Origin of the sequence: Pseudacidovorax sp. NFM-22 (genome assembly GCF_021401245.1) — a bacterium.
GTDB lineage: Bacteria > Pseudomonadota > Gammaproteobacteria > Burkholderiales > Burkholderiaceae_C > Xenophilus.
The window spans coordinates 921,458-940,846 of sequence record NZ_JACBFY010000001.1 but is presented as its reverse complement, the minus strand read 5'-3'; the positions used below and the strand labels follow the sequence as shown (position 1 = coordinate 940,846).

Here is a 19,389-nt window from a genome sequence, read left to right as displayed (position 1 = left end):
TGCGGTGGGGGCTTGGCCTGCAACGGTCAGGCTGAGGCGGGCCGTGCGGGCAGCGCAGGCGGCAGCGGCAGGCCGCGTTCCTGCATCAGCGCCCGCAGCCGGTCGGGATAGTCGGTGATCAGGCCGTCCACGCCCATGTCGATCAGTCGTGCCATGTCGGCGGGGTTGTTGACCGTCCAGGGCAGCACCTTCAGGTCCAGGTCATGGGCCTCCTTCACCTGCTGCGGCTGCAGATCGGCGAAGGCCGGCGACCAGATGGACAGGCCCTTGCCGCGCCGCGATGCGGCATCGATCAGCCGCGGTACGCTGCCGCCATGGTCGGCCAGCCGCAGGCCCGCGGTCCAGCGGCTGTCCTGCACGGTGCGCGGGCTGGTGAGCCAGGCGCGCCAGAGGCGGGGTTCGCGCGTCTGGGCATACACCAGGCTGCGCCAGTCGAAGCTCTGCAACGTCACGTGAGAGAGGCGCCCGGCGCGCCGCGCCTCGGCCAGGATGGCGTCGGTGATGGCTTCGGGCGACGCGGTTTCGGCAGGCTTGGTGGGATCGACCTTGGTCTCGATGTTGAAACTGATCTGGCTCGCCCCGCGCCGCTCGGCCAGTGCGAACAGTTCGGCCAGCGTGGGGATGCGCTCGCCGTCGCGCGGCACCTGGGTGGGGAACTGCTGGCCGTACTTGGTGTTCGGGTTCAGCCGGCCCACGTCATAGGTCTTGAGCTGGGCCAAGGTCAGCTGGTGGATGGCCGGGCCGGTGGCGCTCAGCCAGCGGCCCTGGGCGTCGCGCGTATGGTCGGGGTTGAGGGCGGTGTCGTGCGAGACCACGGCGACGCCGTCGGCCGTGAGGCCGATGTCCAGTTCCAGGGTGGTGACGCCGAGGCTGATCGCGTGGTCGAAGGCGGCCAGCGTGTTCTCGGGCGCGAGGCCGCGGCCACCGCGATGCGCCTGCAGGTCGAGCAAGCGCTGCTCAGGCGCCTTGGGCACAGCCCGGCAGGCAGCCAGGCTGGCGAAGGCGGGCAGCAGGACGAGGGCGCCGCGGCCGAGCAACGTGCGGCGGGAGAGGGCGGTGGGCAGGGACGAAGGCATGCGGCGATTCTGTTCTTCGACGATGACGGAGGGTGCCGCGCAGGCAGCGGGGTTTGCCCTGGGGCACGGGCCACGTGGCGCACAGCGGGGACGCACCCGTGCGGTGCCCCTGACACGCGGCCACGGCGAAGCGTGCGTGGCTGCGTGCTGCGCACGCTATCGGAGCTGCACTTTGATGCCGTCCGCCAGCATGGTGATGTCGCCGATCTCGTAGGTCTTGCGGCCGACGGTCAGGTCTTCCTTGCGGAAGGTATGCAGGGCCTGGCCCTGCAGCAGTTCCTGCGCGACGGCGGCGCCCGCGCGCTGCAGGCGCACGGCGTCCTGGCCACCCACGCCGTCGAACACCACGCGCTCGGCGCGCGGCTGGTCCAGGCGCAGGCTCAGCGTCTCGGGGTCGTAGCGCAGCAGGCTGCTCACGGCCACCTGGCCGCCCACCTGCGAGGGGTTGAGAAAGGGGCTGGTGATGGTCACGGCGGTGGTCAGCATCGCGCGGTTGGCGCCCGGGTCCAGGTCCAGCCGCGGGTCGCGCAGCGTGACGTCCAGTAGGCCGCCGGCGCTCTGGCGCAGGGGGAATTTCTTCGCCACCTGGGCCTGCAGTTCCTCGCGCGAGGCGGTGTATTCGCTGGTGAAGAAGTTGAAGCCGGCCCAGGCGCTGCGCAGCGGCGCGGCTCCCAGCAGGAGCAGGGCGCCGCCGCTGGCGAGCAGGCGGCGGCGTGCGGCGAGTTCGGGTTGCGTCATGCGAGGTTGGAAGGTGGGGCCGGGGATGGGTTCCTCGACCGTCGAAGAGGTGGTGTCCGCATGTTTCGCGCTCGTTCGATCAAGGGGCGTGCGGCGGAATGTGCGCGTGGCATCGGGCGGCCGGCGGGGCCGAGGGGGCCGCCCCTGTGTTCAATCCAGCCGCGCGCCCGACGCCTTCACCGCCGCCGCCCAGCGCGGCGTTTCCGCCTGCAGGAAGCGACCGAAGTCCGCGCTGCCAAGGAAAGCCGGATCCGCACCCTGGCTCACCATGCGGCTCCTCAGGTCGGGCTGGGCCAGCACCTGCTGGAAGGCGCCGCTCAGCCTGTCGACCACCTCCCGGGGTGTGCCGTCCGGCACGAAGAAGCCGTAGAAGCCCACCACCTCGAAGCCCTTGAGTCCGGCCTCGATGGCGGTCGGGATGTCCGGCAGCGCCGGGTTGCGCTCGCGGCTGGTCACGGCCAGGGCGCGCACCTTGCCCTGCTTGTGGTAGCTCGCGGCCTGGGGAATGGACTCGGCCATGAACTGCACCTGCCCGCCCATCAGGTCGGTGAAGGCCGGCGCACTGCCGCGGTAGGGGATGTGGACCATGAAGATGCCGGCGGCGCTCTTGAACATCTCCGGCACCAGGTGGCTGATGCCGCCGTTGCCGGCGGAGCCGTAGTTGATCTGCCCCGGCCTCGCCTTGGCGTACTGGATGAACTCGCCCAGCGTCTTCGCGGGCACGTTGTTGTTGACCAGCAGCGCCAGCGGCTGCATGGCCGTGCGGGCCACGGGCGTGAAGTCGCGCAGCGTGTTGTAGGGCAGGTTGCGGTAGAGCGCGCCGTTGATCACCGCCACGCCGGTGTTGGCCAGCATGAGCGTGTAGCCGTCGGCCGGGCTCTTGGCGACGAAGTCGGCGCCGACCGAGCCGCCCGCGCCGGGCTTGTAGTCCACCAGCACCGGCTGGCCCAGCACGGCCTGCAGCCGGTCGGTGAGCAGGCGCGCATGCTGGTCGAGCGGCCCGCCGGCGGGAAAGCCGATGACGATCTTCAGCGGCTTGTCGGGAAAGGCGGCCTGCGCGACCAGGCTGGTGCCCAGGGCCAGCGCGCCCAGCAGGGCGGCCAGGCCGCGGCGGCGAAAGGTGCGGTGCTCTTGCTTCATCGGCGTCTCCGTTCTTCTGCGAAGGTGTGAACGAACCCGCCATGTCCGCTCGTCCTGCCAAAACACGGCCACTCTGCGTTGCAAATGCTCGCCATAGCCCGAGCTATGGCTGCGCTTTGCGCCTTGATTGGCCGCGTTTTTGCAGCCCGCTCGGCCACGCCGGATTCATTCACACCTTCTGAAGGCGCCGATGATAGTGAGCGGCCTCTGCCGCCCGTGACAGTCGCTCAGTCGTGCAGCGACGAGAGGAACTGCTTCAGCTCCGCCGTCTGCGGATTGCCGAACAGCTCGGCCGGCGGGCCCATCTCGTGCACGCGGCCCTGGTGCATGAAGATCACGCGGTCGCTCACCTTGCGGGCGAAGTTCATCTCGTGCGTGACCATGAGCAGTGTCATGCCCTCGTCGGCCAGCGACTCCACCACGCGCAGCACTTCGCCCACCAGCTCGGGGTCGAGGGCGGAGGTGATCTCGTCGCACAGCAGCACGGCAGGCTCCATGGCCAGCGCGCGGGCGATGGCCACGCGCTGCTGCTGGCCGCCGGAGAGCTGGTCGGGCATGGCGTCGAACTTCTCGGCCAAGCCGACGCGGGCGAGCAGCTTGCGGGCCTGCGCCTCGGTTTCGGCCTTGTTCTTCTTCTTGACCAGCGTGGGCGCCAGCATCACGTTGCGGCCCACCGACAGGTGCGGGAAGAGGTTGAAGCTCTGGAAGATCATGCCCACGCGCTGGCGCAGCTCGCGCATGGCCATGGCGCTGTCGTGCAGCAGCGGCTTGGCATCCACGGTGAGCGAACCCTCCTGGAACTCCTCCAGCCCGTTGATGCAGCGCAGCAGCGTGCTCTTGCCCGAGCCGCTCTTGCCGATGATGGCGATCACCTCGCCGCGCGCCACCTCCAGGTCGATGCCCTTGAGCACCTGGTTGCTGCCGTAGGACTTCTTGAGCGCCGTGATGCGCACGATGGGCGCGCCGGGCTCGACATGGGCGTGGGTTTCAGGAACGGCGGCCATGGGTCTTTCTTTCGAGATGCTTGGCGTAGAGGCTGACGGGGAAGCACAGCGCGAAGTACATGAGCGCCACGCAGGCGAACACGGTGAAGGGGCGGAAGGTGGCGTTGGCGATCATGCCGCCGGCCTTGGTCAGCTCCACGAAGCCGATGACCGAGGCCAGCGCCGTGCCCTTGATGACCTGCACCAGGAAGCCGACCGTCGGCGCGATGGCGATCTTGACCGCCTGCGGCAGGATCACGTGGCGCATCTGCTCGCCGAAGTTCAGCGCCAGGCTGGAGGACGCCTCCCACTGGCCGCGCGGAATGGCGGCCACGCAGCCGCGCCAGATCTCGGCGAGGAAAGCGCTGGTGTAGAGCGTGAGGGCGAAGGCGGCCGAGGTCCACGGCGACACGTCGATGCCGAAGAGCGCGATGCCGAAGTAGGCCAGGAAGAGCTGCATCAGCAGCGGCGTGCCCTGGAAGAGCTGCACATAGCCGCCGATGAGCCGCTGCACGGCGTTGCCGCCGCGCAGGCGTGCCGCCAGCAGCAGGCCGCCGACGATGCCGCCACCGATGAAGGCGATCAGCGACAGCACCACCGTCCAGCGCGCGGCCAGCAGCAGGTTGCGAAGGATGTCCCAGAGGGTGAATTCGACCATCGTGGTGCTCCTTCAGCGGCCGAAGAACCGGGGGCCGGCCCAGTTGAACAGGCGCCGCGCGCCGACGGCCAGCAGCAGGTAGATGGCCGTGGCGACGATGAAGGCCTCGAAGGCGCGGAAGTTGCGGCTCTGGATGAGGTTGGCGGCGTAGCTCAGCTCCTCGACCGAGATCTGGCCGCAGACCGCCGAGCCCAGCATGACGATGATGATCTGGCTGACCATGGCCGGCCACACCTTCTTCATGGCGGGCGGCAGCACCACGCGCAGGAAGGTCTGGGCCCGCGTCAGCGCCAGGCTGGCGGCGGCCTCGATCTGGCCCTTGGGCGTGGCCTCCACGCCGGCGCGGATGATCTCGGTGGCATAGGCGCCCAGGTTGAGCACCATGGCGATGATCGACGCCACCTCGGGCGTGAGCTTCACCCCCGCGGCCGGCAGGCCGAAGAAGATGAAGAACAGCTGCACGATGAAGGGCGTGTTGCGGATGAGCTCCACATAGGTGCCCACCACCCAGCGCAGCCAGCCCGGCCCCCAGGCCCGCGCCCAGGCGCAGCCGATGCCCAGCGCCATGCCGATCACGGTGGCGATGGCCGTGAGCCCGAGGGTCCACGCCACCCCCTTGAGGAGCAGCGGCCATTCCGAAAGGATGGCCCAGAAGTCAAAAGTCATGGAAGGCCCTGAGAAACGAGGGAGACCTGCCTCGCGAGTCGCCATTGGCAAGGGCAAGCGAAGCGCAGCCTGTTCGGGAGCACCCGCGGAACTGGCTTTGCCAGGCCGCTGGGTGCGCCCCCTTGAGGGGGGAGGCGGCTACACGAAGTGAGCAAGCAACGGGGGTGGGCTTTACACCGGCAGGTCGCCAGCGGCTTTTCCGAGCCACTGCTTGGACATCTTGTCCAGCGTGCCGTCCTTCTTGGCGGCGGCGATGATCTCGTTCACCTTGGCCTTGAGCGCATCCTCGCCCTTGGCGATGCCCACGAAGCAGGGGCTGTCCTTGAGCAGCAGCTTGAACTCGGTGTTGATCTGCGGGTTCTTGCGGATCATCTCGGCGGCCACGGCGCCGCTCATGGCGATCACCTGCGTCTGGCCGGCCACGTAGGCGGCGACGGTGGCGTTGTTGTCCTCGAAGCGGCGGTAGTCCACGCCGCTCGGCGCCACCTTGTTCAGTTCCTGGTCTTCCATGGCGCCGCGGGTCACGGCCACGGTCATGCCGGTCAGGTCCTTGAAGTCCTTGATGGCGGCGGTCTTCTTGGCGAACACGCCCTGGAAGAAGGGCGCATAGGCCGAGCTGAAGTCGATGACCTTCTCGCGCTCGGCGTTCTTGCCCAGCGTGCTGATGACCAGGTCGGCCTTCTTGGTCTGGAGGTAGGGAATGCGGTTGGCGCTGGTCACGGGCACCAGTTCGAGCTTGACGCCCATCTTGGCGGCGATCAGCTTGGCCATGTCGATGTCCAGGCCCTGGGGCGCCATGTCGGTGCCGACGAAGCCGTAGGGCGGGTAGTCGGTGGGAATGGCCACCTTCAGCGTCTTGGACTTGAGCACGTTGTCCAGCGCGCTTTGGGCATGCGCCGCACCGGCGAACAGGGCGGCGGCGGCCAGGCCGAGGGTGAAGAGGCGTTTGGAGGGCGTCATAGAAGCTTTCCCAGGTAGGTGGAGGAGTCGTCGGAGGAATCGGGGCCGCCGGCGGCGCCGCGCTTGCGCGCAGCGGCCTTGGACGGGGTGGTTCGCAAAAGCTGTGCCGAGGGGGCGGCGGCGTCGGGGTTGGCGTTGGCCGCCCGCACGGGCGCCAGGGCTTCGCGCAGGCGCGCCAGCGGGTCGGGCGCGGTGGAGACGCTCAGGGCGGCCTGCACGGTGCCGATGTGCTCGGCCATCAGCGCCTCGGCCTCGGCGATGGCGCCGCGCTCCAGGGCCTCGACGATGCGCACGTGGTCCTCGCAGGACTGCTCGGCATCGTGGGTGGACTGGTAGCGCATCGCGATCAGCGTGGTGCGGGCGGTGTAGTCGCGCAGGGTGTCGGCCAGCAGCGAGTTGCCCAGGCAGTCGGCCAGGCAGACGTGGAAGTCGCCCAGCAGGTAGCTGCGCTTGCCGATGTCGTCCTGCCGCAGGGCGGCCTTTTCCTGCTGCAGGTGTAGCTTGAGGCGCTTGAGGGCCTCCTTGCGCACGCCGCTGGCGCTCTGGCGGATCAGGCCGGTCTCGATCACGCGGCGGGCCTCGAAGGCTTCGCGCGCCTCGTCCTGCGAGGGCTCGATCAGGTACCAGCCGCGGCGAGCGCTCACCGTGACGATGCCGCGTGCCGCCAGGCGGGTGAGTGCCTCGCGCACGATGGTGCGGCTGCAGTCGAAGAGCAGCGCCAGCTCCTGCTCGCCCAGACGGGAGCCGGGCGCCAGCTTCTGCGCCAGGACCGCTTCGACGATGCGGTTGCTGATGTCGGTGGACGAGATCGCCATGGCCGGAGGGCGAGCACGAAGCATGCCAATCTGGTATGCAAGCCTGACGCACGAATGTGGTTCATTCCTGGGATGAACCGCCCTGGCGTGCACCACGGCCATGCGAGGGCCGCACGCTTGGAGTGCGGCGGCCGCGGGGGCGGGCCTGGGGCCTGTTAACAGGCCCTAGGCCCAGGCGGCGGACTGCGCCCGCCAGCTGCGCTGTTCCTCGCCTTCCATCTGGACGGCTCCGGTCAGCTCGGCCGCCCGCGCCACGCCGTGTGCGGCGCAGTAGTCGTGGAGCCCCGCCACGATGCGCTGCATCGCCCCGGGGTCGATGAAGGAGGCCGTGCCCACCTGCACGGCGGTGGCGCCGACCAGCAGGTATTCGACGGCGTCCTCGGCCGTGGCGATGCCGCCGCAGCCGATGACCGGGATGCGCACGGCCCGCGCGCACTGGTAGGTCATGCGCAGCGTGACCGGCTTGAGCGCCGGCCCCGACAGCCCGCCCATGCCGTTGCCCAGCCGCGGCCGGCGGGTGTGCACGTCGATGGCCATGCCCAGCGCCGTGTTGCCCATCACCACCGCGTCGGCGCCGGCTTCTTCGGCAGCGCGGGCGATGGCGGCCACGTCGCCCGCGTTGGGCGTCAGCTTGGCCCACAGCGGCAGGTCGGTGGCGCGGCGCATGGCGGCGATGGCGTCGTGCGTGCTGCGCGCCTGCATGGCGAAGGCCAGGCCGTCGGCCTCCAGGTTGGGGCAGGAGATGTTGGCTTCGATGGCGGCCACGCCGGGGCGCGAGAGCACCTGCACGGCCGCCGCGAATTCGGCCACCGTGTCGGCCGACAGCGAGACCACCACCGGCGTGCCGAAGCCCTGGTAGGCCGGCAGCACGTCGCGCACGAAGGCGTCCAGCCCCTTGCTGGGAATGCCGATGGAATTGAGCAGGCCGCCCTGCACCTCGGCCACGCGGGGCGTCGGATTGCCCACGCGCTTCTTCGGTGTGACGCTCTTGATCACCAGCGCGCCCAGGCCGCCCAGGTCCAGCGCCTCCTGGTATTCGACGGCGAAACAGCCGGAGGCCGGCATCACCGGGTTGCGCAGCCCCAGGCTGCCGATGCGCACCGAGAGCTCAGCCATGCCAGCCTCCCAGCATCTCGCGCAGCGGAAAGACGGGGCCCTCGCGGCACACGCGCTGCAGGGCGACGTGGCCTTCGCGCTCGAAGGGCCGCACACAGGACAGGCACACGCCCATGCCGCAGGCCATGCGCTGCTCCAGCGCCACCTCGGCCCGGACCTGCGGATGCGGCTGCAGCAGCCGGCGCAGCAGCAGCGCCAGGCGCTCGGAGCCGCAGGTGTAGACGGCGTCGCAACCCTCGGCCAGCAGCACGGCGAGCAGCGGCTCGACGCGGTCCACGGCGGAACTGCCGTCGCTGTCGAAGACGGCATGCACCGTGGCAGGGGCGCCGCGCAGCAGTTCGTCCGCCATCGCGTCGGCCGGGCTGCGGGCGGAGAGCAGCACGTCGATGGCCAACCCGGCCTGCGCGGCCTGCCGCACCAGCGGCGCCATGGTGGCCAGGCCCACGCCGCGGGCCACCAGCAGCACGCGCCGCGCGCTCGCGTCGAGCGTGAATCCCTGGCCCAGCGGACCGACGATCTCCATCGACTGGCCTTCGGCCAGCGTGGCCAGCGCCAGCGTGCCGGTGCCCGCGACGGCGTAGAGGAATTCGACCGTGCCTGCGTCGGGCCCCGTGCCGTAGACGCTCATGGGTCGCAGCAGGAAGGGCTGCAGCACGCTCGTCTGCGGGCAGCGCAGCTGATAGAACTGCCCGGGCCGCGTGCTGCCGGCCAGGTCGGCCTCGGCCTGCAGCCGCAGGTAGCGGTATCGCGCGTTGACCGCCTGGTGGGCAGTCACGCGGCACTGGTGGCTGGCCACCCGCCTGCCGGGTGAATCGCACTGGGCGGTCGTACACGAAGAGGGCATTGCTCCCTCTCCCCTGGTGGGAGAGGGCCGGGGAGAGGGGGCGGCAGCGTTCGCAAGGTGCATGGTCGTTCCAGGGCAGGCGCCCCCTCTCCCCGACCGCTCTCCCGCCAGGGTAGAGGGACGCGGGACGGCGGCGGTGACAAGGCGGTTCATTCCAGGGCCTCGGCGGTGGGAGGCACGGCGACCTCGCTGGCGGGCGCACGCAGTGCGGCGATGGCCTCGCGCAGCACGGCGACGCCTGCATCCAGGTCCTCCGCCGACAGCGCTTCGTGCGGGTTGTGCGAGCCGTGCGCGTTGCGCACGAAGAGCATGGCGGATGGAATGCCGGCGGCGGCGAAGACGGCCGCGTCGTGGCCGGCCCCGCTGGGCAGCCGCTCCAACGGCTGGCCGAGCGCGGCGCCGGCAGCCTCGAAGCGGCGGATCCAGCCCTCGTCCATGGTGGCCGGGGCGCTGGCCACGGGCTCGTCGAATTCGAAGCGCACGCCGCGCTCGGCGGCCACCGTCTCGCATTCCTGCTTCAACAGCGCATGGAAACGGCGCAGCGTCTCGGCGTCCTGGCTGCGCACCTCGAAGCTGAACTGCACCTCACCCGGGATCACCGACACCGCATGCGAGGCGGCGGGGGTGGTGAAGATGCCGGTGGTCATCACCAGGTCCATGCCCATCTGCAGCAGCACGCGCCAGTGCTCGTCCATGCGCGCCAGCAACTGGGCCACGGCCAGCACGGCGTCGTGGCGCAGCCAGCGCGGCACGGCGCCCGAGTGGCCGGTCTCGCCCAGGCAGCGCACGCGGTTGTGGCGCAGGTTGCCGCGGATGCCGGTCACGGCCGCCACCGGCCAGTGGCGCGCCACCATCACCGGGCCCTGCTCGATGTGCAGTTCCAGGTAGGCGGCGACGGGCGCCGGCAGCAGCGGCTCGCCGCGGGCGATGGCCGCAACGTCGGCACCGCAGCCGGCCAGGGCTTCGCCCAGCGTGCCGGTGCCTGTGCGATGGCGCAGCGCCAGCGCCGCGGCGGGCAGGCGGCCCAGCAGCGCCAGGGAGCCGACATAGGCGCGGCCGTACCAGGCGCTTTCCTCGCCGCGCAGCGCCAGCACGCGCAGCGGCGGAAGGCTTTGCCAGTCCTCCGCCAGCGCCTGCAGCACCGCGATGCCCGCCACCACGCCGGCCAGGCCGTCGTAGTTGCCGCCCTGCGGTACCGAGTCGACGTGCGAGCCGATGACCACGGCCGGCGCGTCCCGACGGTCGGCCGCGATGCGCAGCCACAGGTTGCCGGCGCGGTCGGTCTCGGCGGCCAGGCCCATTGCTTCGGCCTCCTGCGTCAGCAGCGTCAGCGCGGCGCTTTCGCCGTCGCCGTAGCTTTCGCGGGTGATGCCGAGGCCGTCATGGGTGGCTTGGCCGATCCGGTCCAGAAGATCGAAGGGCGTCATGCCACCACCCCCGTGCCGCCGTGGGCCACCGACCAATCGATGGGCGAGGCGCTGAATTCGGCCAGCATCTTCAGCGCGTCGTCGTCGAGGCGGCCTGCCTGCTGGAGGGCTGCGTGCAGATGGCGCCACGAGGCCAGGGCGTGCAGTGCCACCGGCGCCGAGGCGGGCGGCACCTGCGGATAGATGGCGTAGTCGAACAGCACCAGCACGTCGTCCACCTGCGCGCCGGTCTGGCGCAGCGCGGCGGCCGCGGCGTTCTTGGATCGGCCGTCGGTGCTCACGTCGTCCACCAGCAGCGTGCGGCAGCCCGGGGCCAGCCGGCCCTGCAACTGGGCCTGCACGCCCCAGCCGATGGGCCGCTTGCGCAGCGTGAGCAGGGGCAGCGACAGGCGCTCGGCCAGCCAGGCGGCCAGGGCGATGCCCGAGCTTTCGGTGCCCACCACGGCGCCGATGCCCTGTTCGCGCACCCGCGGCGTCACCGCCTCGGCCATGCGGTCCAGCAGCTGGCGGCGTCGCGCGGGCTCGGCCAGCAGCGCATGCACGTCGACGTAGACCGGGCTGGCCCAGCCCGAGGTGTAGAAGAAGGGGGTGCCTTGGGCCAGGCGCACGGCGTCGGCTTCGACCAGGGCGCGGGCCACGGAGGCGGCGTCGGATTCGGAAAAGATCATGGGCTTGCAGAAAGGAGCAAGCGGCGCATCCTAGGCAGCCGCCCCGGCGCGACGAAGTGCAAAAATCTCCGCGAGCCGTTCCGATCCGCGATGGCTCGGCCCCGGGCGGCCTGCGCCCGACGCTCGAACGCCCGCATGCCCCGTCCTCCTTCTCCCCGCAGCTTTGCCCGGCAGCTCGATGTCGGCACGCTCGATCTCTTCGTGCTGGTGTGCGAGACGGGCAGCATCGCCCGTGCGGCCGAGCGCGCGCAACTGGTCGCCTCGGCCGCCAGCAAGCGCATCGCCGAGCTGGAGTCGCTGGCCCAGGCGCCGCTGCTGGTGCGCCATGCCCGGGGCGTGCGGCCCACGCCGCTGGGCCTTGTGCTGTTGTCGCATGCGCAGGCCATCCTGCTGGCGGTCGAGCACCTGCGCGAGGATCTCGTCGAAGCCGCCCAGGGCATCCGCGGCCGCGTGCGCGTGTGCGCCAGTGCCTCGGCGGTGGAGCAGTTCCTGCCGGCGGACCTGGCCGACTTCATGCGCCGCCATCCCGACATCCGCATCGACCTGCGCCAGGCCGCCAGCCGCGCGGTGGCGCAAGCGGTGCGCGAGGGGACGGCCGACGTGGGCGTGTGCGGTCCCAGCGACGACGTGCTGGGCCTGGAAAGCCGGCCCTACCGGCAGGAGCAGCTGGTGCTGGTCGTGCCGCGCGGCCATGCGCTGGCGCGGCTGCGGCGGGTGGCTTATGCGCGCACGCTGGACTGGCCGCAGGTGGGCCTGCGCGACAGCAGCACGGTGCAGCAGGCGCTGTCGCAGGAAGCCAGCAGCACCCGGCGGGTGTTGCGTCGCCACATCGAAGTGGACAGCCTGAGCGCCCTGTGCCGCATGGTGGAGGCGGGACTGGGCGTCGGCGTGATGCCCGAAGGCGCCTTCCGCGCGCTGGCCGAAGGCACGCCCCTGCGCGCCGTGCCGCTCACCGATGGCTGGGCGCGCCGGGAGCTGCGCCTGTACGCGCAGCGTTTCGACGACCTGCCCGCCGTGGCCCAGCGCTTCGCCGATCACGTCGCCCCCGTCTGAGGCGCCCGCAGCGGTCGACGGCCACGCGCTGTCGCGGGTTCCGCACCTGGGCTGCCACGGCGCCACAGTCATTCAAATACCGCAAACGTATGTTTTACATTGTCAGGAACGAGGCAAAATGTATTCAGGACGGCGCGGAAATGCCGATAAGAGAAGAAAACTCCGGATGACCGTCTGCCGGCCGCAGGCATGTCCCCCTGAAAGCCCTTGCCCTGACCGCCAGCGCCACGCCTCTTTCGATGGATCTCGACGACCCGCTGAAGCCTGACCTGGTCCATGACCTGACCGGGCCTGTGCGCGTGATGGCCGATGCGCTGGACGGATTGGCGGTGGGCTTGTGCCTGTTCGACGAGCAGGACCGCTGCCTGCTCTGGAACCGCACCTTCCTGCGTTTCTTTCCGGAACACGAGGGCCATGTGCATGTCGGCGAGTCGTACCGCGACAACCTGCGCCGCTTCTACGGGGTGAGGCTGGCGTCCGACGAGCGCGGCCAGCTCGACCGCTTCGTTTCCGAGGGCCTTCAGCGCCACCGTGCGCAGCACCGGCCCTTCGCCTTCGAGCACCGGGGGCGTTGCCTGTGGGTGTCGTCCCTGCCCATGCCCGGCATCGGCCGGGTGCGCATGTGGCGCGAGGAGGGCGGCGTGCAGCTGTCCGGCTCCGCCGGCACCTCGGGCATCGCCGGCCTGGACAGCCAGGCGCTGCTGGACCACATGCCGGACGGCGTGATGATCACGTCGCCCGACCAGCGCATCGTCTGGGTCAACGAGCCCTTCCTGGCGATGTACGGCCTGCGCGAGCGCCAGGCGGCCATCGGCAGCACCTTCGAGCAGGTCTTCCGCGCCGCCTGGTCGGCCACGGCGCGCGAGGGGGAGCGGGCGATGTTCGACGAGGGCGTGGCCATCCTGGGCGAGAACCTGCACTTCACCGGCGCGCCCTTCGAGCTGCCGCTGCCCGATGCGCGCTGGAGCCGGGTGATCGGCGAGCGCAGCGCCGGCGGCACCTGCTTCTTCGCCCATGTGGACATCACGCTGCTCAAGCGCCAGCAGCAGCAGTTGCTGATGGCCAACTGGCGCACCTGGGAAAGCGACACGCTGCTGCGCCAGAAATCCACCATGCTGGAGGCCGCGCTCGAGCGGATGGAGCAGGGCATCATCATGGTCAATCCCCAGGGCGTGGTGGAGGTCTGCAACAAGCGGGTGGTCGAGCTGCTGGACCTGCCGCCCGAGCTGATGGCATCGCGGCCGGCCTTTCGCGAGGTGCAGGCGATCCAGCTCGCCCAGCGCGTGGCTCGCGGCATGCCGCCCGGGCTGGCGGCGCAGCCGCAGGCCATCCCCTTCGACCAGCCTTATCGCTATGAACGCCAGCAGCCCGATGGCCGGGTAATCGAGGTCTACAGCGTGCCCATGGATGGCGGCGGCGCCGTGCTCACCTACACCGACATCACCGACCGCCGCCGCAGCGAGGAGCGCATCCGCTACCTGGCGCGCCACGACGGCCTGACCTCCCTGGTCAATCGCGAGGTCTTCCTGGAGCACATGGCCGGTGCCGCGCTGGCCGCCAGCCACGGCGGCGAGGGCTTCGCCGTGCACTACATCGACATCGACAACTTCAAGCCCATCAACGACCGCTACGGCCATGCGGCCGGCGACAAGGTGCTGGTGACCGCCGCCCGGCGCATGCGCGAGGTGATCGGGCCGGGTGACGTGCTGGCGCGCATCGGCGGCGACGAATTCGCGCTGCTGCAGCACGGCACCAACGCGCCCGCGGTCGCGCGTTCGCTGGCCGAGCGCATGCTGCTCGCGCTGGGGCTGCCGATGGAGGTCGACACGCAGACCCTGTCGGTGAAGGCGTCCGTGGGCATCGCGCTGTCCACCGGCGTGGGCGACGACCCCGACGAGCTCATCCGCCGGGCCGACAGCGCCATGTACCTGGCCAAGGCGCGGGGCGCGGGCGGCGTGTGCCTGTTCGGGGCGGCGGGCGGCTGGGCCGGCGAGGGCGCGGACTCGTCGCCTATGTGACGCGGAAGGGGCTTTCCCGGTGTCGTGTGCCGGGGGGCGGGGCGTAGGCTGGCGGCTTTTGTCGCGACACCGCATTCCTTCACCCATGTCTGCCGACCGCCCGCACTACCGCTTCTGGCCCAAACGCCTGCCGCACGCCATCACGCTGCCCGCCACCTCGCTGTGGCACAACCTGGCCACCAGCGCGCAGCGCTATCCCGACAAGGCGGCCCTGGTCTACTTCGACCGCGTGACCTCGTACCGCGAACTGGCGGCTCAGGTCGAGGCGCTGGCCGGCGCGCTGCATGCGCTGGGCGTGCGCCGCGGCGACCGCGTGGTGCTGGACATGCAGAACACGCCCCAGCTGGTCGTGGCGCATTTCGCCATCCTGCGCGCGAACGCCGTGGTGGTGCCTGTCAACCCGATGAACCGGGCCGAGGAGCTCAAGCACTACATCAGCGACCCGGATGCGAAGGTCGCGATCACCACGGCCGATCTGGCGCCCGAACTGGCCAAGGCGAGCAATGCACTGCCCGAGGGCGAACGGCTGGCGCACCTGGTCGTCACCCAGTTCACCGATGCCTTCGATGCGGCAGCGGCGGACGGCCCGTCCATGGCGCCGGCCTGGAAGAACTGGCTGCTCACCCGCCACGAACTTCCGCGGCTCGATGGCGGCGAGGTGCATGCCTGGACCGACCTGATGGCCCGCAACGCACCCGCGCCGGCGCACGAGGTGGGCGCCGACGACATGGCCCTGCTGCCCTACACCAGCGGCACCACCGGCCTGCCCAAGGGTTGCGTCCACCTGCACCGCAGCCTGATGCACAACGCCGTCTCGGGCCAGATGTGGGGCTGCGCCCATGCCGACACCGTGGTGCTGGCGGTGGTGCCCATGTTCCACATCACCGGCATCGTCAGCATGATGCACACGGCCATCCTGGCGGCGGCGGCGCTGGTCATCATGCCGCGCTGGGACCGCGACGTGGCCGGCCATCTCATCTCCACCCGCAAGGTCACCAGCTGGACCAACATCCCGACGATGGTGATCGACCTGCTGGCCAGCCCGCACTTCAAGAACTACGACCTGTCCAGCCTGATCTACATCGGCGGTGGCGGCGCTGCCATGCCGCAGGCCGTGGCGCAGCGGCTGCTGGACGAGTTCGGCCTGGCCTACCAGGAAGGCTACGGGCTCACCGAGACGGCCGCGCCCTCGCACAGCAACCCGCCCGACCATCCCAAGCAGCAATGCCTGGGCATGCCCTTCATGGGCGTGGACGCGCGCGTGGTCGACCCCGACACGCTGCAGGAACTGCCGCCCGGGGAGTCCGGCGAGATCATCATCCATGGCCCGCAGGTTTTCGAGGGCTACTGGAAGCGACCCGATGCGACCGCATCGGCCTTCATCGAGTTCGAGGGCAAGCGCTTCTTCCGCTCGGGCGACATGGGCCGCATGGACGAGGAGGGCTACTTCTTCATCACCGATCGCCTCAAGCGCATGATCAATGCGAGCGGCTTCAAGGTCTGGCCGGCGGAGGTGGAGCTGCTGATGTTCCGCCACCCGGCGATCCAGGAGGCCTGCGTCATCGCCACGCGCGACACCTACCGCGGCGAGTCGGTCAAGGCGATGGTGGTGCTGCGGCCCACGCACAAGGACACCACCGCCGAGGACATCATCGGCTGGTGCCGCGAGAACATGGCCGCCTACAAGGTGCCGCGGCAGGTGCAGTTCCTCGATGCGCTGCCCAAGAGCGGCAGCGGCAAGGTCATGTGGCGCCTGCTGCAGGAGGCGGAGGACGGCGCGAAGTAGACGTCCCGCCCCTCGACGCGGACGCCTCGTGACGGCCGCTGCAGCACAAAAGAAAACGGCCCGCGCGAAGCGGGCCGTTCTCACTCAGGCCATGCACCTGCCGGCAGGATGCGCCAGCAGGGCAAGGGGCTGATTTCAGTACGAGTTGCGATAGCCACCGCCGCCGTAGCCGCCGCCGCTGCCACGACGGTCACCGCCGCCGCCATTGCCACCGGTGCGCGGCGTCATCGGACGGGCCACGTTCACGGTCACGGCACGGCCGTCGATGCTTTGGCCGTTCAGGCCGTTGATGGCGGCCTGGGCTTCTTCGGCCGAGCCCATCTCCACGAAGCCGAAGCCCTTGGAGCGGTCGCTGTCGCGGTCGATCATGACCTTGGCCGAGTTGACGTGGCCGAATTCGGAGAAGTGACGCTGGAGGCTTTCGTCACGGGTGCTGTAGGCCAGATTGCCAACGTAGAGTCTGTTTTCCATGGGTTTCTTTCGTTCTGCCGCGTTTGAAGTTCGATGCGGCAAGGTGGGTTGAAGGGGAAGCGATCAGCGCTGCGGCGGACGCTTGCGCGGCGCGGCAGAGGCTCCACCCGAGCGTTGCTCGAGATGGCGGAAGGTGAGGCGACCCTTGTTCAGGTCGTAGGGCGACATCTCGATGGAGACCTTGTCGCCGGCCAGCACGCGGATGCGGTGCTTGCGCATCTTTCCGCCCGTGTAGCAGATGAGGGTGTGCCCGTTGTCGAGCGTGACGCGAAAGCGGGAGTCCGGCAGGACTTCTTCCACCTTGCCTTGCATTTCGATCAGTTCTTCCTTGGCCACGAAGCTCCTTGTCAGTGGTGGGGTCGGTCGGCCTGTATCAGGCCAGCTGGTTGTTCAGCACGAAGTGCTGGCCCTGGGCGAGGGCATAGCGCTCGGCGTTGGCGGCGCTGTCGAATCGCGGGATGAACCGGAAGATCCGGTCGTGCATGCCGCGGCGGATAGAGACGGACGCGGCGTACTGGCCGGAGTCGGTCAGCCGCGTCAGCGGTGTGATGAGGTAGCGGCCCAACGATTGGGCGGGAATGTTCTGCATGAAATCGAAGTTCGTGATCCGCGTCCGGCGCGGACCTGCGCTGGGTGGCAAGCCGAAGGCTGCCATGCGCAGAAAAGTGAAACCCTGAAGGGTGGATCCAGCCCGCAAGAAAGGGTGATGCGGACGGGCGATGAACTCGCCGAAGAAGATGGGCGTCCGGCCAGAATTTTGGGACCGAAGCCTGGGCAGCCCGGGAAGCTGCGCGGTGCCAATCAAGGGCGGGGGCGGCGAGTACGCCCCGGCCAATCGACGGAGTATAGCCGATCCTGGCTGACTCTGCTCAAAAATCCCCGCCAGCGACCACGGCGGGTGTTACGCTGTGTCATCGACGCTTGGAAGGGCACGAATGAACACTGCCTCGCTTTCTAGACCTCGGCAGGATGCACTGCGCATCGAGCTTCCGCGGGTGGCCAACCTTCTGCAACGCCGGCGTGCCGGCGAGATCGATGAAGCGACGATCGACGATCTGGTGGCCTTGTCCTGGCTGGAATGGGCGGGTGGATCGCTCCAACTCACGACCACCGGCTCCAACATCTGCAGGCAGCAGAAGCTGAGGGAGGACTGAGCACCCCCGGCCGTCGCATCCCCCACGTCGGTCCCGTCCTTCATGGCTTTGGGCGCCGTCGTGCGGCGCAGAAGGCGAGGCGTACCAAAGTGGCGGCATGCAACATGGTGATCCTCATACTTCCAAGAAGGCCACACGGGTGGGCTTTGCCGTCTGGGTCTGGATCGCGGCCTGCCTGGTAGCGATCTTTCTGGTGTGGATGTTCGTGCTGCGTCCGTAAGGCTTGGCGCGACGCCTCCCTGCGACACAAAGGTGTCAGAAATGACGGTTATGGCGGCTATCCAGTTTTTCTGTGGAAAACGTTGGGGATAAGGTGGTGGCGGCGTCGCCAAACCCCATTGTTGCGGTGTGTTTCCTTGGATTGCTGCTTATCTGAGCAGTCCGACGGGGCGCCTCGGGCCTCTCAGTCCCGGCCGGCCCGTACCTCGGGCACCACGCGGGCATTGCGGCGGAACGTCCAGTAGGCGCTCGCCCAGTCCATCAGCACGATCAGCCGGTTGCGAAAGCCGATCAGGAAATAGACGTGCACGAACAACCAGAACAGCCAGGCCGGATAGCCCGAAAAGCGCAGCGCGCCGAAAGGCGTGGGCACATCGGCCACCGCCGCGTTGCGGCCGATGGTGGCCAGGCTGCCCCAGTCCTTGTAGCGGAAGGCCTGCGGGGGACGTCTGGTCTGGCGGGCAAGGATGTTGCGGGCCGCGGTGCGTCCCATCTGCTTGGCGGCCGGTGAGACGCCCGGCACGGGTCGGGGTGCCTGGCCCGGCACATGGCTCATCGCCGCCGCCAGATCGCCCACCACGCTGATTTCCGGATGACCCGGCAGGCTCAGGTCTGCCTGCACGCGGATCCGCCCCGCGCGGTCGCATTCGGCGCCGGTGGCCTCGCCGAGCAGACGCCCCAGGGGCGATGCGGCCACGCCGGCTGCCCAGATCACGCAGCGGCTGTCGATGCGGACGATGTCGCCTTCGGCACCGCCTTCGCGCACCTCCAGCCCGTGGGCATCGATGCGCATCACCATCGCATCGAGCCGCACCTTCACGCCCAGCTTCTCGAGTTGCTGCCGGGCCCGTTCGCTCAGGCCCTCGGGCATGGCCTGGAGCACGCGGCTGCTGCCTTCGACCAGCAGCACCTCCGCCGTGGAAGGCACGATGCGGCGGAACTCGCCCGCCAGCGTGTGACGTGCGATCTCGGCCAGGGTGCCGGCCATCTCGACCCCGGTGGGGCCGCCGCCGATCACCACGAAGGTGAGCAGCGCGCGCCGACGCTCGGGGTCTTCCTCCAGTTCGGCCAGCTCGAAGGCCGTCAGCACCCGGCGCCGGATCTCGAAGGCATCGGCCAAGGTCTTGAGTCCCGGCGCGTCCGCGGCCCATTCGTCATGGCCGAAGTAGCTGTGCGTGGCCCCTGCCGCCACGATGAGATGGTCGTAGGGAACGGCATGGCCATCGGTGAGGTGCACGCACTTCGCCGCCGCATCGATGCCGCCGACCTCGCCGAGCAGGGTGGTCACATTCGGCTGCCTGCGGAACAGCCAGCGCGATGGGGCCGCGATGGACGGGGCGGCGAGCCCCGCCGTGGCCACCTGGTAGAGCAAGGGCTGGAAAAGGTGATGGTTGGTCTTCTCGATCACCACGATGTCCAGCGGCTCGCCGCGCAGGGTGCGCGCAGCCTCGAGTCCGCCGAAGCCGCAGCCGACGATCACCACGCGTGGACGGGCAGGGGTGCTTTGTGCAGAGGGCATCGGTCCATTATGGAAGTGCGGGTCGGCGCGCCAGCGGCGTAGCGGGCCTGCGCGCTTTCGTCCTACGTTTCGTGGGCA

Annotated in this window: 20 protein-coding genes; 4 read left to right on the top strand and 16 right to left on the bottom strand. The window is 69.7% G+C overall.

Going from position 1 to position 19,389, the window contains the following annotated elements; genetic code table 11:
- Positions 1–26 precede the first annotated feature (26 nt).
- The 12 genes from L0984_RS04185 to L0984_RS04130 all read right to left on the bottom strand — a co-directional run bounded on the left by L0984_RS04185 (position 27) and on the right by L0984_RS04130 (position 11,091).
- Positions 27–1,076, bottom strand: coding sequence for a glycerophosphodiester phosphodiesterase (locus L0984_RS04185; protein WP_234192467.1), 1,050 nt, complete (start codon positions 1,074–1,076; stop codon positions 27–29).
- 156 nt (positions 1,077–1,232) lie between these two features.
- Entirely contained in the window at positions 1,233–1,814 is a 582-nt protein-coding gene (locus tag L0984_RS04180; protein WP_234192466.1) for a DUF1439 domain-containing protein, read from the bottom strand.
- Positions 1,815–1,964: 150 nt separating this feature from the next.
- The gene (locus L0984_RS04175; protein ID WP_234192465.1) at positions 1,965–2,954 is read right to left on the bottom strand and encodes a Bug family tripartite tricarboxylate transporter substrate binding protein; all 990 of its coding nucleotides are present in this window, start codon (positions 2,952–2,954) and stop codon (positions 1,965–1,967) included.
- 227 nt (positions 2,955–3,181) lie between these two features.
- Complete coding sequence (locus L0984_RS04170; RefSeq protein WP_114803581.1) at positions 3,182–3,958, bottom strand: amino acid ABC transporter ATP-binding protein; 777 nt, start codon at positions 3,956–3,958, stop codon at positions 3,182–3,184.
- Positions 3,942–4,595, bottom strand: a complete 654-nt coding sequence (locus L0984_RS04165) for an amino acid ABC transporter permease (protein ID WP_234192464.1) — start codon at positions 4,593–4,595, stop codon at positions 3,942–3,944. The genes L0984_RS04170 and L0984_RS04165 overlap by 17 nt, the downstream gene beginning before the upstream one ends.
- A 12-nt stretch (positions 4,596–4,607) precedes the next feature.
- Complete coding sequence (locus L0984_RS04160) at positions 4,608–5,261, bottom strand: amino acid ABC transporter permease (RefSeq protein ID WP_017757454.1); 654 nt, start codon at positions 5,259–5,261, stop codon at positions 4,608–4,610.
- A gap of 171 nt (positions 5,262–5,432) precedes the next feature.
- Positions 5,433–6,221: a transporter substrate-binding domain-containing protein gene (locus L0984_RS04155; protein ID WP_234192463.1), complete on the bottom strand. Its 789-nt coding sequence runs from the start codon at positions 6,219–6,221 to the stop codon at positions 5,433–5,435.
- Positions 6,218–7,036, bottom strand: a complete 819-nt coding sequence (locus L0984_RS04150; protein ID WP_234192462.1) for a GntR family transcriptional regulator — start codon at positions 7,034–7,036, stop codon at positions 6,218–6,220. The genes L0984_RS04155 and L0984_RS04150 overlap by 4 nt, the downstream gene beginning before the upstream one ends.
- 165 nt (positions 7,037–7,201) lie before the next feature.
- Positions 7,202–8,152 carry a dihydroorotate dehydrogenase gene (locus L0984_RS04145; protein WP_234192461.1) on the bottom strand — a complete coding sequence of 317 codons (951 nt, stop codon included), beginning with the start codon at positions 8,150–8,152 and terminating at the stop codon, positions 7,202–7,204.
- Positions 8,145–8,927 (bottom strand): dihydroorotate dehydrogenase electron transfer subunit, encoded by a 783-nt coding sequence (locus L0984_RS04140; protein ID WP_234192460.1) that lies wholly within the window; start codon positions 8,925–8,927, stop codon positions 8,145–8,147. The genes L0984_RS04145 and L0984_RS04140 overlap by 8 nt, the downstream gene beginning before the upstream one ends.
- 218 nt (positions 8,928–9,145) lie before the next feature.
- Positions 9,146–10,423 (bottom strand): hydantoinase/carbamoylase family amidase, encoded by a 1,278-nt coding sequence (locus L0984_RS04135; RefSeq protein ID WP_234192459.1) that lies wholly within the window; start codon positions 10,421–10,423, stop codon positions 9,146–9,148.
- The gene (locus L0984_RS04130) at positions 10,420–11,091 is read right to left on the bottom strand and encodes an orotate phosphoribosyltransferase (RefSeq protein ID WP_234192458.1); all 672 of its coding nucleotides are present in this window, start codon (positions 11,089–11,091) and stop codon (positions 10,420–10,422) included. Before L0984_RS04130 ends, L0984_RS04135 begins: the two co-directional genes overlap by 4 nt.
- Positions 11,092–11,226: 135 nt before the next feature.
- Between L0984_RS04130 and L0984_RS04125 the strand changes: the two genes are divergently transcribed.
- The 3 genes from L0984_RS04125 (at position 11,227) to L0984_RS04115 (ending at position 15,948) form a co-directional block, all read left to right on the top strand.
- Complete coding sequence (locus L0984_RS04125) at positions 11,227–12,144, top strand: LysR family transcriptional regulator (protein ID WP_234192457.1); 918 nt, start codon at positions 11,227–11,229, stop codon at positions 12,142–12,144.
- 239 nt (positions 12,145–12,383) lie between these two features.
- Positions 12,384–14,162: a PAS-domain containing protein gene (locus L0984_RS04120; protein ID WP_234192456.1), complete on the top strand. Its 1,779-nt coding sequence runs from the start codon at positions 12,384–12,386 to the stop codon at positions 14,160–14,162.
- An 85-nt stretch (positions 14,163–14,247) separates the two neighbouring features.
- Positions 14,248–15,948 carry a long-chain fatty acid--CoA ligase gene (locus L0984_RS04115; RefSeq protein ID WP_234192455.1) on the top strand — a complete coding sequence of 567 codons (1,701 nt, stop codon included), beginning with the start codon at positions 14,248–14,250 and terminating at the stop codon, positions 15,946–15,948.
- A gap of 135 nt (positions 15,949–16,083) precedes the next feature.
- On the opposite strand, the gene L0984_RS04110 is transcribed toward L0984_RS04115, so the two are convergent.
- The 3 genes from L0984_RS04110 to L0984_RS04100 all read right to left on the bottom strand — a co-directional run bounded on the left by L0984_RS04110 (position 16,084) and on the right by L0984_RS04100 (position 17,008).
- A complete protein-coding gene (locus L0984_RS04110) occupies positions 16,084–16,419 on the bottom strand; it encodes an RNA recognition motif domain-containing protein (RefSeq protein WP_017760754.1) in 336 nt (111 codons plus the stop codon).
- A 63-nt stretch (positions 16,420–16,482) separates the two neighbouring features.
- Complete coding sequence (infA, locus tag L0984_RS04105; RefSeq protein WP_017760753.1) at positions 16,483–16,755, bottom strand: translation initiation factor IF-1; 273 nt, start codon at positions 16,753–16,755, stop codon at positions 16,483–16,485.
- A gap of 37 nt (positions 16,756–16,792) precedes the next feature.
- Positions 16,793–17,008, bottom strand: coding sequence for a hypothetical protein (locus L0984_RS04100; protein WP_043118497.1), 216 nt, complete (start codon positions 17,006–17,008; stop codon positions 16,793–16,795).
- A gap of 346 nt (positions 17,009–17,354) precedes the next feature.
- Here L0984_RS04100 and L0984_RS04095 point away from each other — a divergent pair, with 346 nt between their 5' ends.
- Complete coding sequence (locus tag L0984_RS04095) at positions 17,355–17,573, top strand: hypothetical protein (RefSeq protein WP_234192454.1); 219 nt, start codon at positions 17,355–17,357, stop codon at positions 17,571–17,573.
- A 403-nt stretch (positions 17,574–17,976) separates the two neighbouring features.
- Here the strand turns inward: L0984_RS04095 and L0984_RS04090 are convergent, their stop codons facing one another.
- Positions 17,977–19,311, bottom strand: a complete 1,335-nt coding sequence (locus L0984_RS04090; protein WP_234192453.1) for an NAD(P)/FAD-dependent oxidoreductase — start codon at positions 19,309–19,311, stop codon at positions 17,977–17,979.
- Between the last annotated feature and the right edge of the window lie 78 nt (positions 19,312–19,389).

What these genes read in the sequence shown, in the direction of transcription:
- L0984_RS04185 (WP_234192467.1), bottom strand. Translation starts at nt 1,076, where the DNA reads ATGCCTTCGTCCCTGCCCACCGCCCTCTCCCGCCGCACGTTGCTCGGC.
- L0984_RS04180 (WP_234192466.1), bottom strand. Translation starts at nt 1,814, where the DNA reads ATGACGCAACCCGAACTCGCCGCACGCCGCCGCCTGCTCGCCAGCGGC.
- L0984_RS04175 (WP_234192465.1), bottom strand. Translation starts at nt 2,954, where the DNA reads ATGAAGCAAGAGCACCGCACCTTTCGCCGCCGCGGCCTGGCCGCCCTG.
- L0984_RS04170 (WP_114803581.1), bottom strand. Translation starts at nt 3,958, where the DNA reads ATGGCCGCCGTTCCTGAAACCCACGCCCATGTCGAGCCCGGCGCGCCC.
- L0984_RS04165 (WP_234192464.1), bottom strand. Translation starts at nt 4,595, where the DNA reads ATGGTCGAATTCACCCTCTGGGACATCCTTCGCAACCTGCTGCTGGCC.
- L0984_RS04160 (WP_017757454.1), bottom strand. Translation starts at nt 5,261, where the DNA reads ATGACTTTTGACTTCTGGGCCATCCTTTCGGAATGGCCGCTGCTCCTC.
- L0984_RS04155 (WP_234192463.1), bottom strand. Translation starts at nt 6,221, where the DNA reads ATGACGCCCTCCAAACGCCTCTTCACCCTCGGCCTGGCCGCCGCCGCC.
- L0984_RS04150 (WP_234192462.1), bottom strand. Translation starts at nt 7,036, where the DNA reads ATGGCGATCTCGTCCACCGACATCAGCAACCGCATCGTCGAAGCGGTC.
- L0984_RS04145 (WP_234192461.1), bottom strand. Translation starts at nt 8,152, where the DNA reads ATGGCTGAGCTCTCGGTGCGCATCGGCAGCCTGGGGCTGCGCAACCCG.
- L0984_RS04135 (WP_234192459.1), bottom strand. Translation starts at nt 10,423, where the DNA reads ATGACGCCCTTCGATCTTCTGGACCGGATCGGCCAAGCCACCCATGAC.
- L0984_RS04130 (WP_234192458.1), bottom strand. Translation starts at nt 11,091, where the DNA reads ATGATCTTTTCCGAATCCGACGCCGCCTCCGTGGCCCGCGCCCTGGTC.
- L0984_RS04125 (WP_234192457.1), top strand. Translation starts at nt 11,227, where the DNA reads ATGCCCCGTCCTCCTTCTCCCCGCAGCTTTGCCCGGCAGCTCGATGTC.
- L0984_RS04120 (WP_234192456.1), top strand. Translation starts at nt 12,384, where the DNA reads ATGGATCTCGACGACCCGCTGAAGCCTGACCTGGTCCATGACCTGACC.
- L0984_RS04115 (WP_234192455.1), top strand. Translation starts at nt 14,248, where the DNA reads ATGTCTGCCGACCGCCCGCACTACCGCTTCTGGCCCAAACGCCTGCCG.
- L0984_RS04110 (WP_017760754.1), bottom strand. Translation starts at nt 16,419, where the DNA reads ATGGAAAACAGACTCTACGTTGGCAATCTGGCCTACAGCACCCGTGAC.
- L0984_RS04100 (WP_043118497.1), bottom strand. Translation starts at nt 17,008, where the DNA reads ATGCAGAACATTCCCGCCCAATCGTTGGGCCGCTACCTCATCACACCG.
- L0984_RS04095 (WP_234192454.1), top strand. Translation starts at nt 17,355, where the DNA reads ATGAACACTGCCTCGCTTTCTAGACCTCGGCAGGATGCACTGCGCATC.
- L0984_RS04090 (WP_234192453.1), bottom strand. Translation starts at nt 19,311, where the DNA reads ATGCCCTCTGCACAAAGCACCCCTGCCCGTCCACGCGTGGTGATCGTC.